The organism is Paraburkholderia sp. A1BS-2L (assembly GCF_051125205.1).
GTDB lineage: Bacteria > Pseudomonadota > Gammaproteobacteria > Burkholderiales > Burkholderiaceae > Paraburkholderia.
In genome coordinates, this window is the sequence record NZ_CP120430.1 from 273,585 (window position 1) to 296,350 (window position 22,766).

A 22,766-nucleotide genomic window follows, 5' to 3' on the forward strand; every position below is an offset into this window, starting at 1 on the left:
TTTCAGAATGATGCTTTTCATGGCCTGCGCTCCGGACTCACCAAGACCAGCCCTGCTGGCCATACTTCGAGTCGTAGCGCCGGCCCCACCACGGCAGATAGGCGTTGTTTTCGCCGCGCGCGCGGAACCAGTCCGAGTCTGGATCGATTGGCACGACCTGGGGCGGCGGTGTCACGACGACCGCAACGGGATGGTCCGCGTCCGTGGTGCCGGCCACGAGCACGGTCTCGCCCAGATGATTCGCCCGGCCAATTGCCAGCACCACATCGGTGAGCGCCGTGCCGGCGCCCATTTCGCCGAGCAGCTCCGGCGTGTTGAAGGTCTGCTTCTGGAAGTCGAAGTCGGGCATCGTCTCGGTCAGGGTGCGGCCGAGCGAGCCGATGCGCGAGGAGGAGGCTTCGCTGCCCCTGCCCGCATCGTGGATCGTGTAGTGGATATCGGGCACCGATACGTTCGCATTGTGCGCGGCGGCGGCGATCGTGGCCTTCCATGCTTCGACCGCGCGCGTCGTGCCGGGCTTTCGTTCGAAGTCCTGTACGTTTCCCGTGGCCGCGCGGCCGATCCAGGCGAGCGGGGCGCGTTCGGTCTTCATCTGCGGGCCGGCGAGGAACAGCAGCACCATGTTTTCGTTGAGCTGGCCGTCCTTTGGCGGAAAGCTCGGGGCGTCCCAGTTCATCACCCAGACGCTTTTGTCTGGGTTCGCCTGGAGGTAGTCCAGCGCGTTGTTCAGCGAGGTGAAGCCCGCGTTCGCACCGCCGGGGGTGACGTGCACGTCGGGAGGCGTGTCGCGGCTCCAGAGGCTGGGGAAGCTCCTGCTTCCGATGTTGAATCGCCTGACGATGCTTTTGTGCAAAAAAGTTTGCGCGTCGATGGGATCAAGGCGGGTGGGAATCGCGAATTCAACATGAATCCCCGCTAACTCCCGCCACTCCTTTTTGTTGTCGGGCTTGACCGTGTAGAAGTATTTCGCGTTCGTCACGTAGCGGGTGTCGAACTTGACGAGCAACTCGTCCATATATTTTTCATAAAAGCCGTCGAAAGTTTCCTTGCCGTGATTGCCGTAGGCGACCCCGGCCACCGACTGCAACGTGGCGAATGACTTCGGGTCTGTCCGCACCATGTCATCGTTCTTGTTCGGCTTGACGAGCCCCATGGCCCACAACACCTGCCACTCGGTCGGGTAGTCGCGCCGCTGCAGCGGATTAAGCCATTCGAGCCCGACAACCTGCGCCATGAAGGGTTTGGCGGGATCCGTCTGAGGTGTGCCGGTGTGGGGCGAGGCGGCCAGGGCCGGCGTTGGCATCATGGCGGCCGTCGTGAATGCAAAGGTTGCGATGGCCAGCAGGACGGGTATGGCAACGAGTCGTTTCATCAACGCTCCTGTAGTTAATTCAGCGGCCGGCGGGTAGCCAACCTCCACGGTCAAATAAAACATGAAGAGCGCGCCCAGCACCATTGCCAGCACGGCGAGCGCCAGCCTGCGCGGCCACGTCGAGATCAGCGCGCTCATGCCACAACTCCCAGATTCAGATAGAACTGGCCCTCACGTTCATCGGCGATCTTCTCGGGCCGGCGGCCCTCCGGATCACTCGCAAGCCATTTGGTAATCGCGTCGCCATTCATCGTCCCGCTATCAAAGTATTCCCAGTACTTCTTGTTTGGATTCGTCTTATCCATGCCCTTCCCCAGCCTCCAGTCCGCCTCGATCCTCAAGGCAGCCATCTGCTCCGGCGACAGGTAGCACAACCCAATCGCCACGTCATAAGCAAGCGCCTTTCGCGCATGCATCGGGTTCGTCATGATGGTCGAGTGGTTGGTCGGGTTGTTCGTCCGGCTGCCATCCAGGATCTCCGTAACCTGCTCGTTGCGCCACTGCGCGTACCCCTCGGGCAGGGCGCTCCTGCCGTCCTCGCCGATCACGTTGCCTTCGCCGTCGATCCACTGCGAATTGCCGTCCCTGCGCACGCGCATGCGCAGGATCGCGTGGTCCTCGTAGCGCTGTGACGCCTCGCTGCCGACGTCGCCGGCCGCTTCCTGGTCGGCTTGTTTGAGCTTGTAACTGTCGTAGGGGTCGTCGGCGTTCCTGTCCTGCTTGTCCGCATTCCGGGCCGCGGCCAGCGGGTCGTTGCCCTCGTTGAAGTTGCTCGTGAATTCGCCATCGGTGATGTGAACTTCCTTGCCGTACCGCAGGGCCTGTGGCGCAAACGGCTCATCGAGCGGCGGCGCATCGGCCGTGACCGTCCAGCCCTTCGGCGGCTCGGCGTTGACCGGACACAGGCCGAAGGCTGACGTCGCCATCGTCACGAGATAAAGCATGGGCGCGGTAGCGGTCGTGGCGAGCTTCGCCACGTAGTTCTCGTTGGCGCTCCATGCATGCTTGATGCCGTATCTGGCCGGCGGCGAAGGCGGAAACCAGAACCCCGACGTCTTGCCCTCCCTGTAGCGCCAGTCGTTTTCCCAGTAGTGATAGTCAGCCTGTCTGCCGACCTCGAAGCCGCTTGCGAAGACGCGCTGGGTCAGCACCCCATGGGCGCCGACGTCGGCCAGTTCGTCGTTTGGCATCCCGTTGCGCGCGCGCGGCCCGCCTTGGGCGGGATCTTCAACGACGCGGCCCAGCCCGCGCCAGCCGATGCCCTGAACCGTGGCGGCGGAAATCACCTGGTCGTGCGGGCAGCAATACAGCGTCACCCGGCCATAGGTGTAGCCGTTCAGGCCGTGAGCCGTACGGTCTTCGCCGGCGGTGTAGGGCTTGCCGCCCGTCTCCGAGGTACGCGTGTTGGCCATGTCATCATCGACCTTGGCGGCCGGCATTTCGAATGCCGTGCGCGCGCGCATGATGTCGAAGAAGCTGCGCAGGGTCTGGGTGCGCGCCGCGTAGGTCTGCCGGCCGCCCCGGTTCCGGGCGTCGCGCATTTCGCGCTGGGACCAGTTCTCCAGGAAGGTGTCGGTGTTCGCCAGGCTGTAAGGTGGATTCGCGAGCACGTAGGCATCGGCGACGCAGCGTCCCGTGTTGCCCCACGGGTCCTGAACCTCCGGGAACGCGTCGCCGAAGAACGCAGCCGTGAGGCCCACCATGTTGCCCTGACTGTGGCAGACGATCGTGATCGGGACATTGGCCTGCATCCGGCGGATCGACTGCACCAGCCTGGCAAGACGTAACGCGGCCAGCACGCCATAGCCGCGCGGCGGCGTGCGATACAGGGGACGTTGCGTCGGATTCAGGGCCTGCACGGAGAGGAATCCGAAAATGCGGTCGTCGATGCCTTCGTGCCACAGGTCAGGCAAGCTGGTGCAGCCATTGGCGAATGGGCCGCCGCCCCAGTAGTCCTGCTCGTTCAGGAAGATTTTGTCGCCGTACTCCTTCAGTTCTTCCTTGTTGGCCTTGTAGCCCCAGCGGAAGTGGATGACCGGCGAGAACGACGGATCAGGCTTGATGTAGGTTCCGGCCCACAGCTTCGGATTGAGAAAGCCATCCGGCGTCAGGCTTTCGGTGTACGAGACGGGGGAAAGCTGCCCACCGACGACACCCCTGTGCGCCATCTGGTCGTCCAGCCTCGCGAGCCGGCGGTTGAGGCCCTGGCACAGCCCTTCCTCGGCGGCTTCGAACCATTCGCCCTCGGAGTTCACGCCGTGCACGAAAATGACGACGCCGGGCAAGGGCTGCTGCTTCACGCAGATCAGTTCGCTCGTAACATCGAAGACCATCGGACCTTGGCCCGAGCCCACGATTATGCGCGGTGGCAAATTCGGCGCCGGGGCCGTACCGGAATGGGAGGCGCCAGCGCCCGGCGATGGAGTGCCGGGTGTGTCTGGATTCAGGAATGAGTCAGTCATGTTCAAACGCTCTTCTTGATGAATTGCACCGCCAGTTGCTCGAACTGGTTGCCGCTGAGCGGCGTAAGCCTGCCTGCGCTATCCGTCTTCTGGTTCAGCAAGTCGCCGGAGGCCTTCCTGACCTCGGCGTCGAAGCCGCTCGCCGCCTGATCGTCCGTTGCGCGCACAAGCTTCGGCACGCGTCCCAGCGGCGCATGATCGAACTTCGGCATATCGGCGCTCATGCTCGCGGGGCCGCTCCACCTGTGCCCGGCGGCCTTGACCGTGAACGTGCCCGGACCGCCGAGTTCGATGTCGCCGTCGTGCAGCTTCAGGTAAGCGCCGCCCGAGGTGACCAGCAACACCTCATCGCTCGCGGCGCCGGTGAGCTTGCCGCCAGCGGCGGTCAACTGAACGTTCTTCGCGGAATCGACTTGCGTGTCGTCGCCCTGGCTCTGCAATCTCACCTTGCCTTGATTGGCTAGCGCCGAGATGTCGTTGGCCTGCGCGAACAGTGCAACCCCATGGCCCGCCTGCAGATTGATGCGCTGCCCACTGCTCACCTGAACGTGCTGCTGCGCCACCTGATCGATGTTCTCGCCCGCATAGGTCACATGCGTTTTCGGCGTCACGTTCACGAAGCCGGCCTCGGCGCCGAGCGCCATCAGCGGCTGACCGCCCGAGGCCTGCCAGCCTTTGAACGCCGACGCCAGCGCGCCTTGCCCCGCGGTGTCCATCGCCTGGCTGCCGTGCTGCCCCGCGTAGTCGCCCAGCGACTTGAACAGCTCCGTGCACTCGCCCAGCAGCTGGATGAGTTCGTCGCGATCGAGCTGATTGCCGCTCGCCTGGCCGCGTGCGTACGTCGTCAGCAGGATGCCATGTGCGGCCCGCAGTGCTGCTGCGGCGTCCGTGCGCAGTTCCGCGCCCTCGCCACGGTTGGCGCCTTGCCCGTTCTCGCGCGGCTGCGTGAGATAGCCCAGATTGAGTTCGGACGTCCCGTGCTGGCTGCTCAACTGCGCGCTGATTTGAGCTGGCGTGTCGTCCAGCCGGAGCTGGTTGTACCGCGCGCCATTGATCTCGCGCGAGCGCATGCCCGATAGATACCGGTTGCCAGGCAGCGCACCCTTCCGGCTGAAGGTCGCCGGCATGTTGTCGCTGTTGCTGAACACGCCGGCGATGTACATCTTGTCCGGGTCGCCGTTGGCGAAGTCCAGCAGGACTTCCATGCCGGCGCGCAGCGGCGTCTGATGGCCGAGATTGTCTCCCGCCCAATTCGACAGCGCGCGCACCCATGCACTGTCCGAATCGGTGTCGCTGGTGCCCGCGCCTTTGGCGTGCGCGTGGTCTGCCGCGTCGAGCCCCTGGATCTGCACCTTGTGCCTGCCGTACTCGTCGGTGTAGACCTGCTCGCCATCCGGCGTCATGACCTTTCCGGTGACCGGATACACGCGCGGCAGGTCGATGCGCGGATCGTACGCGGGCGTGAGTGGCGTGCCCTGCGGGACGCCGCTGAACGTGTTTTCGTAGCGGCTCGGCGACGAGCCATCGAATGCCGTCGGTCGTGCCGGCGTGTCGACCGACAGCGGCGCGTGAGCCGCCTGCCAGCGATTGGCCTCGAACAATGCCTGCGCCCGCTCATTCAGTGCCTTCGGCATGTTGTTCTCGCCGACATGGTGCAGCGAAGTGATAACGATGCGGCGTTGCGGCTCGGGCAACGCGTCCAGTTCCGGGTGCCCCGTCACCTGGATCCAGAATCCGACTTCAAGGTCACGCGCGCCGCTCGCGCCGCTGACGCTTGTCGAGCGCGCGCCGTGGGCGAGCAGCCGCGCGATGCCGAGGCGCTCATAGTCTTTCGATGTATCGGCACAATGTGGCGAATCGATCCGTGCGTCGGACAGCAGGGCCGCGAGATCATTGCCTGCCGGCCCCTGGTCGACTCGCGTAGGCGCGTCCAACTGGTCGACCCTGCTACGTTTGAGGTCCCAGCTTGCCCGCCGGATCGAGCCCGCGACGAGCTGGCGATTCATCGCGAGGAGCGTGATCGAATCGCGCTTTCCGGTTGCCGCGTCGGGACGGTAGGGAACGCCGCCCACGCTCGCCCGCTGGAGCGAGATCGCGTTGTCGAACAGTACGAGCGTGTGGAAGGGCTGCTTCGCGAGATCGGTGCTGTTGCGACCGTCGCCCGCGCGGATAAACCAGGCGATGCCTTCGCGGCGGCACAGACGGCGGATAAAATCCGCATCGCTTTCATCGAACTGGAGCGTTTGCTCGCGCACGGGATATTTTGATGCATCGAGACCAGACATATCCAGATCGAAGCTTGCGCCCAGTGTCGAGCTTCTACGTCGCCATTCCTGCACGAGCGTATGGAAAATATCGATGACGCTTTTGCCACGAAATATGCGCGTATTGATGCGCCGTTCCATGATCGACAGCGCGTCACGGATCACTAGTTGATACGTCGCGAGCGATCCATCGGATTCCCCCTCGAGGGCATCGGTGACGATTGCGCAGATTGAATGCAATGCTCTCCGGTCGGTAACCATCTGGATCGTCAGCGGCTGGCCGAGAAACATCGATAGCGGTGCGCCGATCGTGGTGGAGATGCAGGAAATGCGTCCTTCGATGCCGCCGCACAGATTCTCGCGAATATCGAGGCGCTGGATAAGCAGCAGACCAGCCAGATCCTTTTGCGAACGGCGCCAATGTAGCCGGAACGGGCGGTGGTCCTGAGAAGGCAGGGCGCCGGAGAAAACGCGTGGGAAGGCTGGGTGGTTCACGGTCTGTTCACCGGATTATCAATAATTCAGTTGTGCAGAATGGAAATCCGGATTGAGCGATGAAATAATGCGCGTTTTAAAGCCGGATTCTTAAGATTGAAATCCTGCGAAAGCAGCAAAAACGGGATTTTTTGCCAATGCGATCGAGCAGGGGTTATGAGGGCGTCAATTGGCGGGAGACGTTATCACGCCAGGCATTAATCGTTATTGATCCGACGCAGGAATCCCGCAATAGTGGGAGCGCGATTGGAGTACGGGGGGAACGGGGGGGCCGCAAATGAGTGCCCACGATTCTTCGCGTTGGCGACTCGCATTTCGATCAATTGTTAGTTGGATCGGCTATACCTGGCATCGGTCGGATTGTATATGCCACGAGTGAATCATCCACGCCTTTTGATGCTCGACGAACCGACACCGATGCACCCGCATTCGCGAGCGCCCACCTTGCGGGCATAGAGCCGCACGCGGTCACGCGCGTGCGCGTTTTTTCCGATGCACGCGGCGTGGCGTGGGGCGCGCATAACAGTGATTGCATTATTTGAAAGGCACGCCTCCCGCTGCCGCGAGTGGCGTGTCGAAAAGACGCTCAGGGACCATTGTTCAGGTCGAAGCAGCCACAACGAACGTCACCTGGCCAACCGGTGCGATCTGTTGGGGCCCGACACCTACCGTCGGCGCAGCTTGCGCATACCGCGAGTCGAGCACGCCAAGCGTCAGCGCTCGAGCATATTTTTCTTGCGGCACCACGTAGTTCACGCTCAGGGTAAGGGTGCTGCCCGCTGCAGGCACCAGACCCGATGTATTCCAGTACTGGAGTGCGACGGACGAATTGAAGCCAGGGTCCACGTCGAACTGGATGCCGGCCACGTAGCTGTTGCCAGTGGTCTTGATCGGCTGCAGCAGGATGGACTTCATCTCCGGAGTGAAGCAGTCGCCGATCAGGCCGATGGTGTCGCCAGCCGGGATGCCCTGGGTGGATATCGTGAGCTGCAACGTCGCGGATTCTCCGACGCTCATGGGAATGTTGAATCCCATCCGGGCGAGCAGGGGGCCGGTGACCGGGTCAAAGGTCATCATGTTGCGAAACCCGATGCCCAGTTGCTGGGTCAGCAGTTGAGACATTTCCAGCCAGCTGCTGATGGTGGGGATGGGCGCTGCATTGTTCTGGGCGACGAAGCTGTAGAAGGCGTTCGGGTTGGACAGTGACACGGTGCCGGTGTCGAGCACGAAGCCGTCGTTGCCCACGCCGACGAAGCCCGGCGCTGCCTGCACCTTTACGCCTTCACTGCCCGATGCGGTCAACAGTGGGTTGTTCTTCCAGGTCGAAGGAAACAGGATCAACTGTGCAGGAGTCCAGAACAGGCTGATCTGGCCTTCGAAGTCTTCAGACGAGCCGTTCAGGCCGCGCACGTAGTAGTAGTTTTTGCCAGGCGCGGGAGAGGTCGGGTAGATCGTGTTCCAGCTGCTGACCGTGCCGAATGTCTTCTGAGGATCTGCAACCGGCATGCTGCTCTGAATGATGTCGGGGCAGGCGTTGAACGGCGCTACGGCCGGAAGCGTGCCCTGCGACTTGAGGTTGTCCCGCAGGTACAGGCCATCGTAGGTCGATGCGGTTCCCGGCAGCGCCGGCGCTGCGTCGTGCGCAAATGCTGTGCTCATGGAGTATCTCCTTGCTCTGGGGGGCGACGAAAATCGCCGGGGCCGTCACTTGATGGCCGGGTTGTTCGTGACTTGCCAGTTGTAGGTGCCCTGAATGATCCAGGCGGTGGGCTCCACCGCTACTAGCTCAGGGCAGCTGCGGCGCAGTCGCAACATGAATTCGGTATCGATGAGGTTGCGCGAGATGGCTTCGAGATAGCTCTGCGCACCGGCCACGTAATTGACCGACATCGGCACACGAGCCCCCGGCGCCGGACCGCGGCCGTCGGGGCTGTACATGTTGACCGTCATGAGTGACTGGTAGCCGGGCTCCAGAACGGCGGATGCCACGCCCAGCAAAATGCCGTCCTGCGTGACCTTCGTGCGGCCGAGCTTGATCGGATTGCCCTGGGAGTCCGGGCGGCTGCTGTAGAACTCCGCATCCCAGCCCACGTAGCCCGTGGGCGCGATGAAGATGGAATAGCTATTGGTGGTGGGATAGTCGCTCGGAATGTTTAGCGGCGTCGTGTACTGCCAGGTCGGCGTGGCCGAGATCATCGACGTGTTGCGCCATCCCCAGCCCAGATTGTTCATGATCAGGGCGCCCATGTCCAATGCGGTATCGACGCTCGGGAAGGGATTGCTGTTGTTGGCGTCGTTGAACTGGGCGAACACGCAGTAGTGGTCGCTGCCCGGAGGGGGAGGGGCGACATTGGTCCACACGAAGGTCGCATCGCACACGCCCACGGTGCCGGGAGCCAGGTTGGCGATGTTGCCGTAGGTGCCTCCGGTGTCCGTCTTGATGACGTTGTTCTGCCACTGGCTCGGTGCATTGATGATGCCGGAGGGGGCGTAGTACAGCTGCACCGTGTTGGTCCTGTTCGCGGTGGCGCCGTTCTTGCCGCGCACGTAGAGGATGTTGGTCTGGCCTGAGTAGATGTTGTTGTTCGACGACGTGGCGTAGCTCGCGTCAGTGGCGAGCGCTGTTTGATAGTTCGCGATGGGCGTGCTGCCGGCGAACCAGATGTCCGGCGAGGCGGAGTATGGCCCGCCGGCAGGAACGGTTCCGGTGTTGCCCGAATTGGGCCGCAGGTAGGTCCCGTTGAATTCACTCGTGCCCTGGACCAGCACCAGAGGCAGGCCCACAGGCGTGCGGCTCACGAAAGCGGAGCTCTTAGGTATACGAACGAGCATGACGGTCTCCTTGTTGGGAGGGGTGAGAAAGTCGGTGGATAGCGATGGTTACGAGGCGCGGGCAGAGATGCCGACGGTTGCCGGCATCTCTGGTTCAACTGGATCAGACGGCGAGCGCCGGCACGGCTTCGGGCACAGCGCCGGGTGCGGGGTCGCGCGTGGCCGTCAGCATGGCGTCGAGTCCGAGGCGAGGCACGGCGCCAGGCACGGCGGCTACGCGAAGTGACGCGTTGCTCGAGCTGTTCAGATCGACGAAGCCCAGGATGCCGGCAGACGTGAGGCATAGCGCATCCGCCGCTGCGATCACGACCAGCGAGATCCCACTGGTGGCGGTTTCGACAGCCGGCAGCTTGAGCAACTTGCCGATCTCGGGGATGAGCATCACGATGTTGCCGGCCTGCGAATAGCCCGACATCTTGGTGAAAGTGACACCGGTGACCACCGCGTGACCCACGCCATAGAGCGAGGCCAGCACAATGCCCCAAATGGTGTCGTTGTTCTCGGGGAAGGCCTCGTCGTAGATCGTGAAGGCCGAATCCAGCACCACACCCAGGGAGGTGTAGATGTACATCCACTTGCCTGCGCCCTCCGCTGTTGCGCAGTCCGGTCCGCCGGACGAAAAGATCCACGGGCAGGCAGCGGCCTGCGCGACAATCTCGCCGCCCAGGGCGAACTTCGTGAGCGTCTTGGTCAGCGGGTCCACCACGCCTGTCCCGGTGGTCGGCCGTACATCGAGGGCGGCGGAGATAAAGGCATAGGTTGCCATGGAGACCACGGAGGCAATGCCCATGAGCTCTTGCGCGGCGTTCGGCGTACTTTCCGCGGCGGGCGTGGCCTGTGCCCGGGTTGCCTTGACCGATACGGCTTTGCCCGTTGCGCTGGTCGGCGCGAGGCCGGAGTTGGCCAGCATCGTTTGCGCGCTGAAAGAAGCCTTGAAGCTGTCCACGCTCGCCTGGTCGGGGAAGGGTGCCTTGCCGTAGATTGCCTTGTAGATGATGGTCGAGGGAATCGCGAGCACGAGTGCGAACAGGTCACCGAGGCTCAGTTGCGATCCATTGGTCAGCCAGCCGTAGAACTGGGTCACGAAGGGGATGTTCCAGTCGGCGGTGAACAGGTCCTTGAGCGAGCTCAGGAACGTCTGCACCAGTTGCAGCACCCCATCGACGACGGCCTGAACGCCCGAAAGCATGGCGTTGGCGAGACCCTGCATGACGCGCAACAGCGCGCTGAGCAACTGGCTGAAGATCTGGTCCGGACTGCCGCCCAGGTTGTTCATGTACGCGAGGGCATCATTGAACGCCGGATCGTTCTGCACCGAAGTTGCCAGGTTCTGGATCTGCTGGGTCAGGATGTCCCATGGGCCGGTGTTGGATGGCGGCACCACCGTGGTTTGCTTCGCCGCGGGCGAGTTTTCCACGGTGGCGTTGAGCACGATGTTGTTGGCGTTGCCGGAGCTGTAGACCGGCGCTGTCGGCGTTTTCGAGTCGGTGTAGCCGCCCAGCGTCGACGTCCCGCCTACGCTGTTGACCAACTGGTCGAAGATGGCGCTTATCTGGTCCTTGACCTGGGCGATGCCCTGGTCGAACCTGGTCTGGATGCCGCCGACCGCGCCGGGAAGGAAGTCGAGGAATTGCTCCAGCGTGTAGTAAAGCGCATCGTGGGTGCGCAGGATGTCCGGCCAGGAGAACACGAAGCCAAGCCATTCGAAGATCTGCTCGAAGATCACCTTCACCTGGGCAAAGAACACTTCGACAAGGTCGAAGGCATCCTGCACGAACTGCACCACGGTCTCGAAGAGGTACTGCACGCCGTTGACCACGAAGGTGATGGCCGCTTTGACGGCGCTGCCGACCGTGGTGATGATGGTGTCGACAACGTTCACGATGCCGCTGACCACCCCTTCGACGAAATCGCCGATGCTGCCGAACCAGTCCAGGATGCCACCCGCTGCTTGCGTGGTCAACACGTGCCGGGCACGTTTTTCGTGGATCAGGTGTTCGGCCTGCTCGGCCGTCATCGTGCGGAATTTGGGCTTCCCAGCGCTGAATTCGAGCTGCCAATGCCGGGCTTGGGTCGCCGCGCCCAAACGGGTGAGGTCGGTGGTTCTGTCGGCATCGACACATGACACACCCACCTTGGGCGCCGCCCCGAGAACCGGCGTCTGCAACGCGCGCTTCACATAAGCGGACTGCGTGATCGCCATGCACTGGTTGAAGGCCGATGCCAGTTCATTGGTCTGTTCGACGGTGCGGTACTGGTCTTGCAGTAGGTACTGCCCATCGGCCGTGCGTGCGTTCATCAGGTCGGTGCCGCTGACCGTGGCGAGTTGCTCCTGTACCCCGGCGTATTGTTCGAGTGCGATCGCTTGCCCCGACGGCATCAGGTTGACCAGATTGATCTGCAGCGCGGGAATGCCGAGCATGCCTGTGCCTTGCGTGATGCTCAGGGTGCCGCCGGGCGAACAGGTGAGGTTGGCGGGCGTATGGGCATCCACGGTGTAGCTCGCGCCGTTGACGACGATCTGGGTTTGCGACGAAGCCCAAACCTGTACAGGGGCGTTGGGCAATGGCGCGCCGGCGGCGTCATAGACCATCAGGTCGGTGGAGTAGGAGATGAATTCCTCGACCTGCCCCGAGGTTGGCACCTCCAGAGGCGAAATCTGCCAGTTGCCGCTGTCCTGCTCCTTGATCAGGTGGCTGAGCGTGGCCTGGGTCGTTCCTACCGTGAAGGCTTCGATGTTTCCCTGGTCGAGTTGGGTAACCCCCAGCAACGCCACGCCCGTCTGGATCGCCATGGTGTTGGACCATCCCGTGGCCGATTGCTGATCCGGCGCGAAATGACATAGCCGCGCGCCGGTGTCGAGCGTGAAGAGTTCGATCTGCCCGGACGCGGACACGGCGCTTTGCACGTCCCGAAAGCTCATGCTTTGGGTCACCTGAGCCCAGCTATAGGGGAGGCCGCCCGAGCCGCCCACCATCTGGTAAAGGTTGCCGTCCGACAGCACACTGAAATACCTGTTGTTGCCGGCGGGGTCGAGGCTCGTCGCGACGGCAATGGACTTGAATGTGGCCGCGAACGGATAGCGCTTGACCTGCTGCGTCGAGACGTTATAGCCGAGGAATACCGTATCGAGCACCGTGAATTCGGCGGTACTGGCTGATGATCCGGACCAGACGCAATTGAGCGAAGACAGGGTCACGGAAGTGGACTGGAATACGCCTGGTTTTTGATCCCAGATGGACGTCGCCAGGGAATAGGAGCTGCCGGGGGACGCGCTCTGGAATTTGGTGAGCGCAGCCACATAGAGCTTGCCTGCTATCTGCGCGGCATACAGGCCGGCGATGGCCGTCGCGTTGACGGGCAGCGGCAAGGTGGCGGTCATCACGCTTGACCAGCGGTCGGATCCTGTCTTGCTGGTCTCGACGACGTAGTTCAGGTTCAGATTGTTTGCCGCAAATAGCACGATACGTCCCGCGGAATTCAGGCCTGCCACCACCCAGCGCGCGGCCAGGCCCGTGCTTATTGCGCTGTAGCCGGTGTCGCTCGCCGGGTCAGGGAAAAAATTCCAGACGGTACCGTCGGTGCCGACGGTGAAGGCTTCGACCCGACCGTTGCCGTTGCGTACGGCGACAATGTCTCCTCCGCCGTGTACAGCCGCAGCGATCCGGTATTGCTGCATGAATTTCGTTTCGGTCTCGAGGCGGGGCGAAGCAGCGCCGGTTGACCGGGCGTAGGGCCTGGCCACGGCTTGCGCCACAGGCGTCCTGATGCTGGGAGGTTTCTGGGTCATGGCTGACAACTCCTGTTGAAGTGGTCGGGCAGACCCGGAAAGGCATGAAGCCCCCGTGCTCCCCGATGGTTTCGAGATCCGCCAGAGCATGGCGGAGCAAACGAAATGGATGTCTTGGTCTAAGTGCCTCAGGTCGGCGTGACAAAACCGTTACCCGTGCATCGGCTGTTCTTGTTTCTTCAATACTTCGTCAAGTGCCGGCCTTGTCGGAATTCTTCCCGCACACAAGACGGCAATACCGCTATGGGCATTTCATCCGCTTAATTGATTTAATATGGATTGCTAACAAAAATGAGCCGCGAAGCACCCGGAAGATCCCAACTGACAGCTTTCAGGCACGGCCCGCTTACGCCGATAGCTGAACGACGCGTGACGAAAAGGCCGTCGCCGGATAAGCCACGTTCGAGCTTCGCAATTTTGAATATGGTGAATCGATCATCGTATTGCTGTGTGGTCTAACCGGATAAGCAGCGCCCGCAATTGTTTGCAATCATCTGCCTCAATGGCATGGGGGAATCGCGGCGCACTAAGGAGGGTGGGGGTAATGGAATGGCAGGTTCATCGCTTCTCCTTGTCCAGTCAAAACGACACCTGCTGCGTAATCTAATCCTCAGAGGGAATATGCAAATAGCTGTTGGAGTTAGCAGGTTGAGTTAACGTCTAGAGTGGTCTATGGCCAATTTGATGGCGGCAGGCGGCCATCGAATCGAATCGGAATACATGAAGGAAGCACCTCAGGGAATGAACCGGCGGCAGCCACGCTACCAGTCTCCCCCCGCCTTCTTCGCTTTCCTGTCAGGTGCAGCTAGTGGTCGCCGCGCCGGTCCGTTTCTGGGTGTCCCAGCGTTGCGCCGATGAGCTCGCGGGCCGATCACATACTCGAAGTCCAGCAAAAAGCGTAACCGTTCGAGGCCGGTGACACCTTTGGGGGTGGCTTGCCTTGTCAGATGAAATGCTATGCCTATACTCTTCTCAATTGCCTGAGGATTTCCGGTGATCAGGTTCATGACAGCCGCGGCTGCGACTGAGGTATCAATCGACGCTGCCTGAAACGCCTGTATGAGCCGAAGGGGCGCCGAGAAGCCCTCGTTTGGAATTTGCCGTCCGGACAATGCCTGACCCGGCGACCCAGGCTTGCCGGCAGCGCCACGCGATCATGCCGGAGCCTCGTGCACATAGGCGACGGTCCGTCTTGAGGAGGTGCTCGTTCGAACGAAATATTCGAGAGGCATCTGAGCGTCAGGAAAAAGAGCTGTCATGCCGCGCGAGCGCGCTGGCGATCGCCTGTGAGGCGAGAGCAGTGCGGTGACGAAGGCATCGACAAGCCATTGGTAACCCTAAGGGAGGGGCACCACGATGACATTGCTCGACCAGGAAATTGCACACATCACCCGCGCGGTGCGGTCCTCAGATTGGAGGGACGCCGGCGCGTCCATCCTGCCTGCCGGGTACTGGCGCCAGCGGCTCTACCGGCTGCTCGACTCGGGGCACGTCACGAAAGCGCAGTTATGCGCGATCGACGCCCTGCTGCTCGAACTGGACACGTGGGAGGTGCAACGCCATGAACAGCGAGAGCACAGCCGGGGCGATACCTGAAACGGGTCGTTGAGCCGCCACCGGGCATGATTGCCCCCCCGGCCTGTGCGCTCAGCGTCGGGGGCGGAGTCCGTATGGCCGTTCGGTGAAGCGATCCACCGCTTACAGCTGCAGCGCGTCCGGCGCCTTGGCGCGTCCATCGCACTGCCGTGCGTTCCACGCCGCGGACGGCGCGAACCGCTGTGCTTGAGTTGATCGAATTTCCCTGCGAGGCAACTGGCGGATATGTCGAATGCTGGCAGCAGCGAATCGGGCGTGTCGAGTCAAGTGAAGCGAGGCCGGCATCTGCGTCACTCCTCAAGACACTCGCGCAACGTCTGCGCGAGCCGGGCGGCCTCACCCGCATCGGCGACGTTCGCGAAGCCCATTACAAGGCCGCGCGGTGTGTGTTGCGTACGGCCATTCGCGTACCAGATCGAAAGCGGCAGCACCGCGAGCCCCGCCTCGCGTGCGCGCGCAGCAACGGCGACGTCGTCGACCGGACCATCAGGGCCTTCGGCGAAGCGCACCGCGAACTGGATGCCCCCCGGCGGCAATTCGACAGTCAGCCGTTCGCCGAAAGCCTGCTCGAGAGCGCGCACGATCAGCACGCGCCGCTGCCCGTACAACGCACGCATGCGCTTCAGATGCCTTGCAAAATGCCCCCGCTCGACGAAATCCGCCAACGCTGCCTGGAACAGCGTCGGCGATCCGGCATTCATGCTGTACGCCACCCTGGCGACGCGCTCGACGGCCCGCTCCGGCACCACCGCATACGCCAGCCGCAAACCGGGAAACATCACCTTGCTGAACGTGCCGCAATAGATCACATGATCGTGCCGGTCGAGGCTTTTCAGCGCCGGCAAAGGACGGCCGAGATAACGGAACTCGCTGTCGTAATCGTCTTCGATGATCCAGCTCGATGCCTGCTCTGCCCAGTCCAGCAGCGCCATGCGCCTCGCGAGAGACAGCGTGCGCCCGAGCGGGCTCTGATGCGACGGCGTGACCAGCGCGAAGCGCGCCTGCGCGTCCAGGCGTTTGCCGCGTTCGACGTCGATGCCTTCATCATCCGCCGGTACCGCTATGAGCTGAACGCCGGTCTCGGCCAGAAAACCGCGCGCGAGCAGATAGCCCGGATCTTCGAACCATACGCGATCGTTCGGGCGGGCGAGACTGCGCAATACGAGTTCGAGCGTCGCACGATAGCCGCCGGTCACGAACACCTGCTCCGGCAGGCAGGTCACCCCGCGAGACAACCCGAGATAGGTGGCGATGTGCTCGCGCAGGGGCCGGTATCCCGCCGGATCGGGGTACGCGAACATCGCGCGCTCGCCGCTGCGCGCGCGATGTGAAACAAGACGATTCCATACCTTGATGGGAAACGCGTCGAGTGCCGGCAACCCGGGCTGCAACGGTCGTGGCTCGCCGCTCATGGCGGCAGCGATGGCAAGCGTGCGCGGCGCCACGGGCGCGCCGCGCACGTCGGCCGGTGCTTCCGGCGCGGCCTTTCCCTTCGTGTTTTGGCTGCCGTTCGACTCCCTCGCGACCTGCGCATGCCGCGTGACCGACGCCGGCAGCGACGGTGACACGAAGGTGCCTGCCGCACCGCGCATTTGCAGGTAGCCCTCGTCGACCAGGATCGTGTAGGCCAGTTCGACCGTGCCGCGCGCCGTATTCAGCTGGGTGGCGAGGCTGCGCAGGGCGGGCACGCGGTCGCCGGGACGCAGGTGCCCGGCAGCGATCGCCGTTCTGAAGCGCTCGCAGATCTGCAGGTAGATCGGCGAGTGCTGCTGGCGATCGATATCGATGGTGAAGGTGGCGGGCGGCGCGGGCATGACTGTCTTGCTGGCAAGGAGCTCGGAAATGACTTGGCCTGGTCGAAACGGTAATTCTTGGCACTTTTCGATGGTTCATGATCTTCCCACAATAGCCTCACGCGATGCGCCGGCGGCGAAATCTTTCGGTCGATGCGACCCGCCAGGCGCTTTCGCGCGTTCATTGCCTCTCATCTGGAGAATCTGTCATGAAGATCGTCGTAATCGGTGGTTCCGGCCTGATCGGGTCGCGTCTTGTGAAGCTGCTTGGCGATGCGGGACATGAGGCGCTTGCCGCGTCGCCGCGTAACGGTGTGAACGCCGTGACGGGGGAGGGCTTGAGCGGCGCGCTAGCGGGTGCGGACGTCGTCGTGGATGTGGCGAACGCGCCGTCGTGGGAGCCCCAGGCGGTGCTCGACTTTTTCCGCAACTCGGCGCGCAACCTCGGCAAGGCGGAAGTGGCCGCTGGGGTACGCCATCACGTCGCACTGTCCATCGTCGGCTGCGAACGCACACCGGAGAATGCGTATTTCGTCGCCAAGGTTGCGCAGGAAGAAGCGATCGAGGCGGCGGGCGTGCCTTACACGATCGTGCGCGCGACCCAGTTCATGGAATTCATCGGCGCCATCGCCGATTACGGCACAGAAGGCGGGACGGTGCGTGTTGGGGACGGGCTGTTTCAGCCGATAGCCGCGGATGACGTCGCGGCAGCCCTCGCTGAGGTCGCGCTCGCCGCGCCGCTGAACGGCTCGGTCGACATCGCCGGCCCCGACCGCGGACCGTTCGCGGAGATCGTCTCGCGCTATCTGAAATCGGTGGGCGATGGCCGCCCGGTCGTGACGGATCGCGATGCGCTCTACTACGGCGGCCGTGTCGAGGAACAATCGCTTGTCCCGCTCGGCGATGCACGGATCGGCCGCATCAGTCTCGACCAATGGCTGGCGCAGACAAAAAAGGGCTGAGTGCGCTTCGCTTGATTGGAGCCGTCGGCCCGGCTTTGGCATAAACTCCTCGCGGGGTTGAGGGAGTCGCCCACCGCAAATAGACCGGACACGACTGTTTGCGGGTAATCCTGAGGTAGACCGGCCTGGCTTTCGTCGGCCGATATGCAGAGGGCCAATCAATACGCAGGCGGCCGCGCGCGCCCCGAGCATAGCGTTCGAGGCATCCGGGATTCCCTCAGCAGAGCAGGAGTAGCCATGCGCCACGCGCTTCGTTCGGTTTTGTCCTGTCTTGTCGCTGTAACGACGCTGCTCGTCACGCCGGCCGCGTCGCTCGCCTGCACGCGGGTTGTCTATCTGGGCGCCGACAACGACGTCATCACGGGCCGCTCGATGGACTGGAAGCAGGACGTCGCCACCCATCTCTACATTCTTCCGCGTGGTATCGCGCGCAACGGCAAGGCCGGTCCGAACTCACTGAAGTGGGTTGCCAGATACGGCAGCGTCGTCGCAACCGGCTACGACGTCTCCACCACCGACGGCATGAACGAAAAGGGCCTCGCTGCGCAACTGCTCTGGCTCGCCGAGTCACAATATCCGCCTTTCGACAAGAACTCGAAACCCGGACTGACCATCGCCGCATGGGCGCAGTACGTACTCGACAACTTCGCTACCGTTTCGGAAGCCGTGGACGCGCTCAGGAAAGAGCCCTTCACCATCGTCACGGACAACGTCCCCGGAGACCAGCGTCTCGCCACACTGCACCTCTCGATGTCGGACGCCACCGGCGACAGCGCCATCATCGAGTACATCGGCGGCAAGCAGGTCGTCCACCACGGCCGGCAGTATCAGGTCATGACCAATTCACCGACCTTCGACGAACAACTCGCCCAGAACGCGTACTGGAAGCAGATCGGCGGCACCGCCTGGCTACCGGGCACCAATCGCGCGGCCGACCGCTTTGCGCGCGCCTCGTTTTACATCAACGCGATCCCCAAGAGCGAAGACCCTGACATCGCACTCGCCAGCGTTTTCAGCGTAATTCGCAACGTGTCGGTGCCATACGGAATTAGCGCTGAGAATGAACCGAATATCTCATCCACGCGCTGGCGCACCGTTGTCGACCATAAGCGCATGCTCTACTTCTTCGAATCCGCCCTTACCCCCAACACGTTCTGGGTCGACCTCAAGAAGGTGGACTTTTCCTCGGGCGCGCCCGTCAGGCGTCTCGACCTCGGCAAGGATCAGCGCAATACCTTCAGTGGCGAAGTTTCCGCAGACTTTCAGCCCGCGCAGCCGTTTCCGTTCCTCGGTCTCGATGCAGGAAAGTCCCGCTGATGCAAACAGTGATCAACGAATCGTTAGCGTGACAGAAGGAAGTAAACCTGCTGGGCCTCCATAAGCAAATTGGCTGTGGCTGCAATAAGGCGTACCCACCAGGCGCAGGAAAGCTGCGCCTCTCGCGCAGCAAGGTCAACTCACGAATGCGCGAAAATCGGGCCAAGACCGGGAATCTCGGAGCCGTCCACGCGGGCACCCGAGGCCCAAGTGCCCGCGGCCGAGCCGCCATAAGACGCCGTGGCGACACGGTCGTGCGCGTGCAGGCGTGCTTCGGCCTGCTGGATGTTTCTCGGGTACTGCGTTTCGTCTGCGGAAGGGTTGTAGCCGGCCTGTTCCAGTGCGACCAGTTCCTGATGTACCTGGGCGCGCGTGAGCGGCTGGGTCGACTGGGCAAACGAGAGAGCGGGCAGGGCGATGGTGGCGGCAACGATGAGCGATTTGACGAGGTTCACGGTGTTCTCCAGAAGAAAATTTAAAGGGCTTGCAGGCGGGTATCGCGTTCCGGTTTTCGTTCGGTGCTGCATTGCGTCCTGCCATGGAAGTATTTGACTGCGCGCACGTATCTCGCTTGTGTCGGGAGTGAGGGGCGGGTGCAACGCTGTGTATCGGCTGGCAGCGCGGATACATGCGGATACAAAATCTGTATCGTGACCGTGATTGAGAAACAAAACTGAAAGATTGTTGGCGCGTGCAGCGGCGATTGTTGTCGGCGCAGTCATAGAGTGATGCCGCGCGCGACGGTTGTGCTGAGCCGTCTGGTCAGCTAATCTGTGCATATACACAGAAATGCCCGACGCTTTTGCGCGCACTGCGTCCGCTCCTGTGCAACGCTCTGGTGAAGGACACGGCGGGCGCAAGCGATTGCCGCCGCCGTCGCTTCGCACTTGCGCCGGCGGGCCTTGCGCGGCTTGGCGAGCGGGTGTGCATTGGCGCGCGGCGCAAGACGAGTTCGAGCAGCGCTTCGGAGCGATGCATGCCGCATGCCGCCTGTCGCGTGGCCGTGGCGCGAGGGTAATTACGCGCGTGGTCGGAAGTTTCCGGTGATTCACGCATGGGCCGCTTTCAGTTGTTCGGCGGCTTTTTTTAATTTTTATAGTGCATATGCACAGGTGATCGTCATGTCGAGTCCTTCCACACCCGCGCCGGCTGAATCGCGGCGCGAGCGCGTCGGCCTGCCCTGGAGGCGTCTCGCGGTGGGCGCGGTGGCGCTTGTGCTCGCGATCGCGGGTGGCTACTGGTTTTTCGTGTTGCGCTTCATACAAACCACCGACGACGCCTACGTGGGCGGCAACGTCACGGTGATGGCGCCGCGCGTGAGCGGTTTCGTCTCCGGGATCTTCGTGCAGGACAACGAGCGCGTGCATGCGAATCAGGTGCTCATGCGGCTCGACGCGCGAGACTACGACGCGAAGCTCGCGCAGGCCGACGCCGAGCTCGCGAGCGCGCGCGCCGCAGTGACGGAGCTCGAAGCGCAGCGCACGCTGCAGGCCGCGGTGATCGGCCAGCATCAGGCCGAAGTGCGCGCCTCGGACGCGGAGCTCATTCGCAGCGCGCAGGATCAGACGCGCTACCGCGAACTCGTGAAAGACGATGCCGTGTCGAATCAGCTGGTCGAGCGCGCCGATGCTGATTATGCGAAAGCGCAGGCCTCGGTGGCGAAGAGCGGCGCAGCGGTGGTGGCCGCGCAACGCCAGCTCGACGTGCTCGCCGCGCAGATCGCCGACGGCGAGGCGCGCGTGGCGACCGCCGAGGCGAACCGGCGTCTCGCCGCGCTCAACGTCGATTACACGACGATCCGCTCGCCGGTGGACGGTTACGTCGGCAACCGCACGGCTCGGGTGGGCATGCTCGCGAACGCGGGCGCGCCGCTGCTCACGGTGGTGCCGGCCACCGACCTCTGGGTGGACGCGAACTTCAAGGAAGACCAGCTCAAGAAAATTCACGCAGGAGACCGCGCCGACGTCGCACTCGACGCCGCGAGCGGCACGCTGCACGGCACGGTGGAAAGCCTCGCGCCCGCCACGGGCGCGACCTTCAGCGTGCTGCCGCCCGAGAACGCCACGGGCAACTACACGAAGATCGTGCAGCGCGTGCCGGTGCGCATCCGCGTGAAGGTGCCGCAAGGCATGGAAGGCGTGCTGCGGCCCGGTCTTTCCGCCACGGTGACGGTGCATCTGGGCGACGGCGCGCAGACCGGCGCCTCCGCGCGCTGAACGAGGGCGGCACGCCATGAACGACACGACTTCCATCATCGAAGTACGCCCTGTAACGGCCGGGCACGAGGCCCGCGCGGCGCACCTCAAGCTCGCGCCGCACGAGCAGCCCATGGCGCAGCGCGCCTTCGCCTTTGCGCTGATGTGCATCGGCTTTTTCATGGCCACGCTCGACATCCAGATCGTCGCCTCCTCGCTGCGCGATATCGGGGGCGGGCTTTCCGCGAGCCAGGACGAGCTGTCCTGGGTGCAGACCGCCTACCTGATCGCCGAGATCATGGTGATCCCCCTGTCCGGCTGGCTCTCGAAGGTGTTCTCCACGCGCTGGCTGTTTGTGGCCTCGGCGGTGGGCTTCACGATCACGAGCATGCTGTGCGGTCTCGCCTGGGACATCCAGTCGATGATCATGTTTCGCGCGCTGCAAGGCGCGCTGGGCGCGGCGATGATCCCCACCGTGTTCACCACGGCCTTCGTGCTGTTTCCGGGCAAGCAGCGGCTTGTGGCGTCCACGACCATCGGCGCGCTCGCCTCGCTCGCACCCACGCTCGGCCCCGTGATAGGCGGCTGGATCACGGACCAGTGGTCGTGGCACTGGCTGTTCTACCTGAACCTCGTGCCGGGCATCGCCGTGGCCGCGCTCGTGCCGAAGTACGTGCATATCGACGAGCCCGATCTCTCGCTCATCAAGCGCGGAGACTATCTCGGCATCGTGCTGATGTGCGGCTTTCTCGGTTGCCTCGAATACGTGCTCGAAGAAGGCCCGCGCAAGAACTGGTTCGGCGACGACGCCATCGTGGCCTGCGCATGGATCTCGGCGATCTGCGGCTTTCTCTTCGTCGTGCACGCACTCACCGCGAAGGATGCGGTGGTCGACCTGCGCGCGCTCGCGGTGCGCAATTTCGGCATCGGCAGCCTGCTTTCGTTCGTCACGGGCATCGGCATTTTCGTGGCGGTGTTCCTCACGCCGCTCTTTCTCGCCGAAGTGCGCGGCTTCAGCTCGTTGCAGATCGGGCTTTCGCTGCTCTCGGTGGGCGTGTTCCAGATGCTCGCGCTCGGCGTTTATGCCTTCGCTACGCGCTTTTTCAGCCTGCGGGTGTTGATGCTGTTCGGCCTCGTTTGCTTCGGCCTCGGCTGCTATTTGTACGTGCCGATCACGCACGACTGGGGCTGGCAGCAATTCCTGCTGCCGCAGGCCCTGCGTGGCGTGGGCCAGCAGTTCGCGATTCCCCCGATCGTCACGATGTCGCTCGGCTCGCTGCCGCCCTCGCGGCTCAAGTCGGCAAGCGGCCTGTTCAACCTGATGCGCAATCTGGGCGGCGCAATCGGCATTGCGGTCAGCTCGACCATGCTCAACGACCGGCTCAACTTCCACTATCTGCGCCTGAACGAGCACGTCGTGCAAGGCGTGCCACAAGTCCAGACCTTGCTCGCGGGGAGCACGGGCCACTGGGCCTCCGTAGCAGGCAACACGCTCGACGCGTCACAAGCGAGCCTTGCGCAACTGCATGCGCTCGTGCTGCGCGAGGCGCAGGTGATGACGTTCTCCGATACGTTTTTCGTACTCTCGCTGTGTTTCGTGGTTGCCATTGCCTGTGTGGCGTTCTCAAATCCGATCCATGGGGCGCCGCCGCCCGATGCTCACTGAGTTCATGAGGTTTCCTATGCTA

Annotated in this window: 13 protein-coding genes; 5 read left to right on the forward strand and 8 right to left on the reverse strand. The window is 63.0% G+C overall.

Annotation, left to right across the window (positions count from 1 at the left end; translation table 11 throughout):
- Positions 1–37 precede the first annotated feature (37 nt).
- The 6 genes from P5W98_RS25790 to P5W98_RS25815 all read right to left on the reverse strand — a co-directional run bounded on the left by P5W98_RS25790 (position 38) and on the right by P5W98_RS25815 (position 13,215).
- On the reverse strand, positions 38–1,510 hold the full coding sequence (locus P5W98_RS25790) for a virulence factor (RefSeq protein ID WP_421027598.1): 1,473 nt from the start codon (positions 1,508–1,510) through the stop codon (positions 38–40).
- The gene (locus tag P5W98_RS25795) at positions 1,507–3,705 is read right to left on the reverse strand and encodes a T6SS effector phospholipase Tle3 domain-containing protein (protein WP_421027599.1); all 2,199 of its coding nucleotides are present in this window, start codon (positions 3,703–3,705) and stop codon (positions 1,507–1,509) included. Before P5W98_RS25795 ends, P5W98_RS25790 begins: the two co-directional genes overlap by 4 nt.
- 131 nt (positions 3,706–3,836) lie before the next feature.
- Positions 3,837–6,593 carry a type VI secretion system Vgr family protein gene (locus P5W98_RS25800; RefSeq protein WP_421027600.1) on the reverse strand — a complete coding sequence of 919 codons (2,757 nt, stop codon included), beginning with the start codon at positions 6,591–6,593 and terminating at the stop codon, positions 3,837–3,839.
- A gap of 600 nt (positions 6,594–7,193) precedes the next feature.
- Positions 7,194–8,252: a hypothetical protein gene (locus P5W98_RS25805; protein ID WP_421027601.1), complete on the reverse strand. Its 1,059-nt coding sequence runs from the start codon at positions 8,250–8,252 to the stop codon at positions 7,194–7,196.
- 45 nt (positions 8,253–8,297) lie between these two features.
- A complete protein-coding gene (locus P5W98_RS25810; RefSeq protein WP_421027602.1) occupies positions 8,298–9,425 on the reverse strand; it encodes a hypothetical protein in 1,128 nt (375 codons plus the stop codon).
- Positions 9,426–9,528: 103 nt separating this feature from the next.
- Positions 9,529–13,215 carry a hypothetical protein gene (locus P5W98_RS25815; RefSeq protein WP_421027603.1) on the reverse strand — a complete coding sequence of 1,229 codons (3,687 nt, stop codon included), beginning with the start codon at positions 13,213–13,215 and terminating at the stop codon, positions 9,529–9,531.
- A 1,356-nt stretch (positions 13,216–14,571) separates the two neighbouring features.
- Here P5W98_RS25815 and P5W98_RS25820 point away from each other — a divergent pair.
- Positions 14,572–14,811 carry a hypothetical protein gene (locus P5W98_RS25820; RefSeq protein WP_421027604.1) on the forward strand — a complete coding sequence of 80 codons (240 nt, stop codon included), beginning with the start codon at positions 14,572–14,574 and terminating at the stop codon, positions 14,809–14,811.
- Between the two features lie 290 nt (positions 14,812–15,101).
- Here the strand turns inward: P5W98_RS25820 and P5W98_RS25825 are convergent, their stop codons facing one another.
- A complete protein-coding gene (locus tag P5W98_RS25825) occupies positions 15,102–16,625 on the reverse strand; it encodes a PLP-dependent aminotransferase family protein (protein WP_421027605.1) in 1,524 nt (507 codons plus the stop codon).
- A gap of 188 nt (positions 16,626–16,813) precedes the next feature.
- Between P5W98_RS25825 and P5W98_RS25830 the strand changes: the two genes are divergently transcribed.
- Both P5W98_RS25830 and P5W98_RS25835 read left to right on the forward strand, forming a co-directional pair.
- Positions 16,814–17,566, forward strand: coding sequence for an SDR family oxidoreductase (locus P5W98_RS25830; RefSeq protein ID WP_421027606.1), 753 nt, complete (start codon positions 16,814–16,816; stop codon positions 17,564–17,566).
- Positions 17,567–17,803: 237 nt separating this feature from the next.
- Positions 17,804–18,883: a linear amide C-N hydrolase gene (locus P5W98_RS25835; RefSeq protein WP_421027607.1), complete on the forward strand. Its 1,080-nt coding sequence runs from the start codon at positions 17,804–17,806 to the stop codon at positions 18,881–18,883.
- 140 nt (positions 18,884–19,023) lie between these two features.
- Here the strand turns inward: P5W98_RS25835 and P5W98_RS25840 are convergent, their stop codons facing one another.
- The gene (locus P5W98_RS25840) at positions 19,024–19,338 is read right to left on the reverse strand and encodes a DUF4148 domain-containing protein (protein ID WP_421027608.1); all 315 of its coding nucleotides are present in this window, start codon (positions 19,336–19,338) and stop codon (positions 19,024–19,026) included.
- A 666-nt stretch (positions 19,339–20,004) separates the two neighbouring features.
- Here P5W98_RS25840 and P5W98_RS25845 point away from each other — a divergent pair.
- Both P5W98_RS25845 and P5W98_RS25850 read left to right on the forward strand, forming a co-directional pair.
- Entirely contained in the window at positions 20,005–21,099 is a 1,095-nt protein-coding gene (locus P5W98_RS25845; RefSeq protein WP_421027609.1) for an HlyD family secretion protein, read from the forward strand.
- A gap of 112 nt (positions 21,100–21,211) precedes the next feature.
- Entirely contained in the window at positions 21,212–22,744 is a 1,533-nt protein-coding gene (locus P5W98_RS25850; RefSeq protein WP_421028026.1) for a DHA2 family efflux MFS transporter permease subunit, read from the forward strand.
- The last annotated feature ends 22 nt before the right edge of the window (positions 22,745–22,766 follow it).

Coding starts and splice junctions, on each gene's coding strand:
- P5W98_RS25845 (WP_421027609.1), top strand. CDS start 20,005: ATGTCGAGTCCTTCCACACCCGCGCCGGCTGAATCGCGGCGCGAGCGC.
- P5W98_RS25790 (WP_421027598.1), bottom strand. CDS start 1,510: ATGAGCGCGCTGATCTCGACGTGGCCGCGCAGGCTGGCGCTCGCCGTG.
- P5W98_RS25830 (WP_421027606.1), top strand. CDS start 16,814: ATGAAGATCGTCGTAATCGGTGGTTCCGGCCTGATCGGGTCGCGTCTT.
- P5W98_RS25805 (WP_421027601.1), bottom strand. CDS start 8,252: ATGAGCACAGCATTTGCGCACGACGCAGCGCCGGCGCTGCCGGGAACC.
- P5W98_RS25825 (WP_421027605.1), bottom strand. CDS start 16,625: ATGCCCGCGCCGCCCGCCACCTTCACCATCGATATCGATCGCCAGCAG.
- P5W98_RS25815 (WP_421027603.1), bottom strand. CDS start 13,215: ATGACCCAGAAACCTCCCAGCATCAGGACGCCTGTGGCGCAAGCCGTG.
- P5W98_RS25835 (WP_421027607.1), top strand. CDS start 17,804: ATGCGCCACGCGCTTCGTTCGGTTTTGTCCTGTCTTGTCGCTGTAACG.
- P5W98_RS25795 (WP_421027599.1), bottom strand. CDS start 3,705: ATGGTCTTCGATGTTACGAGCGAACTGATCTGCGTGAAGCAGCAGCCC.
- P5W98_RS25820 (WP_421027604.1), top strand. CDS start 14,572: ATGACATTGCTCGACCAGGAAATTGCACACATCACCCGCGCGGTGCGG.
- P5W98_RS25810 (WP_421027602.1), bottom strand. CDS start 9,425: ATGCTCGTTCGTATACCTAAGAGCTCCGCTTTCGTGAGCCGCACGCCT.
- P5W98_RS25850 (WP_421028026.1), top strand. CDS start 21,212: ATGGCGCAGCGCGCCTTCGCCTTTGCGCTGATGTGCATCGGCTTTTTC.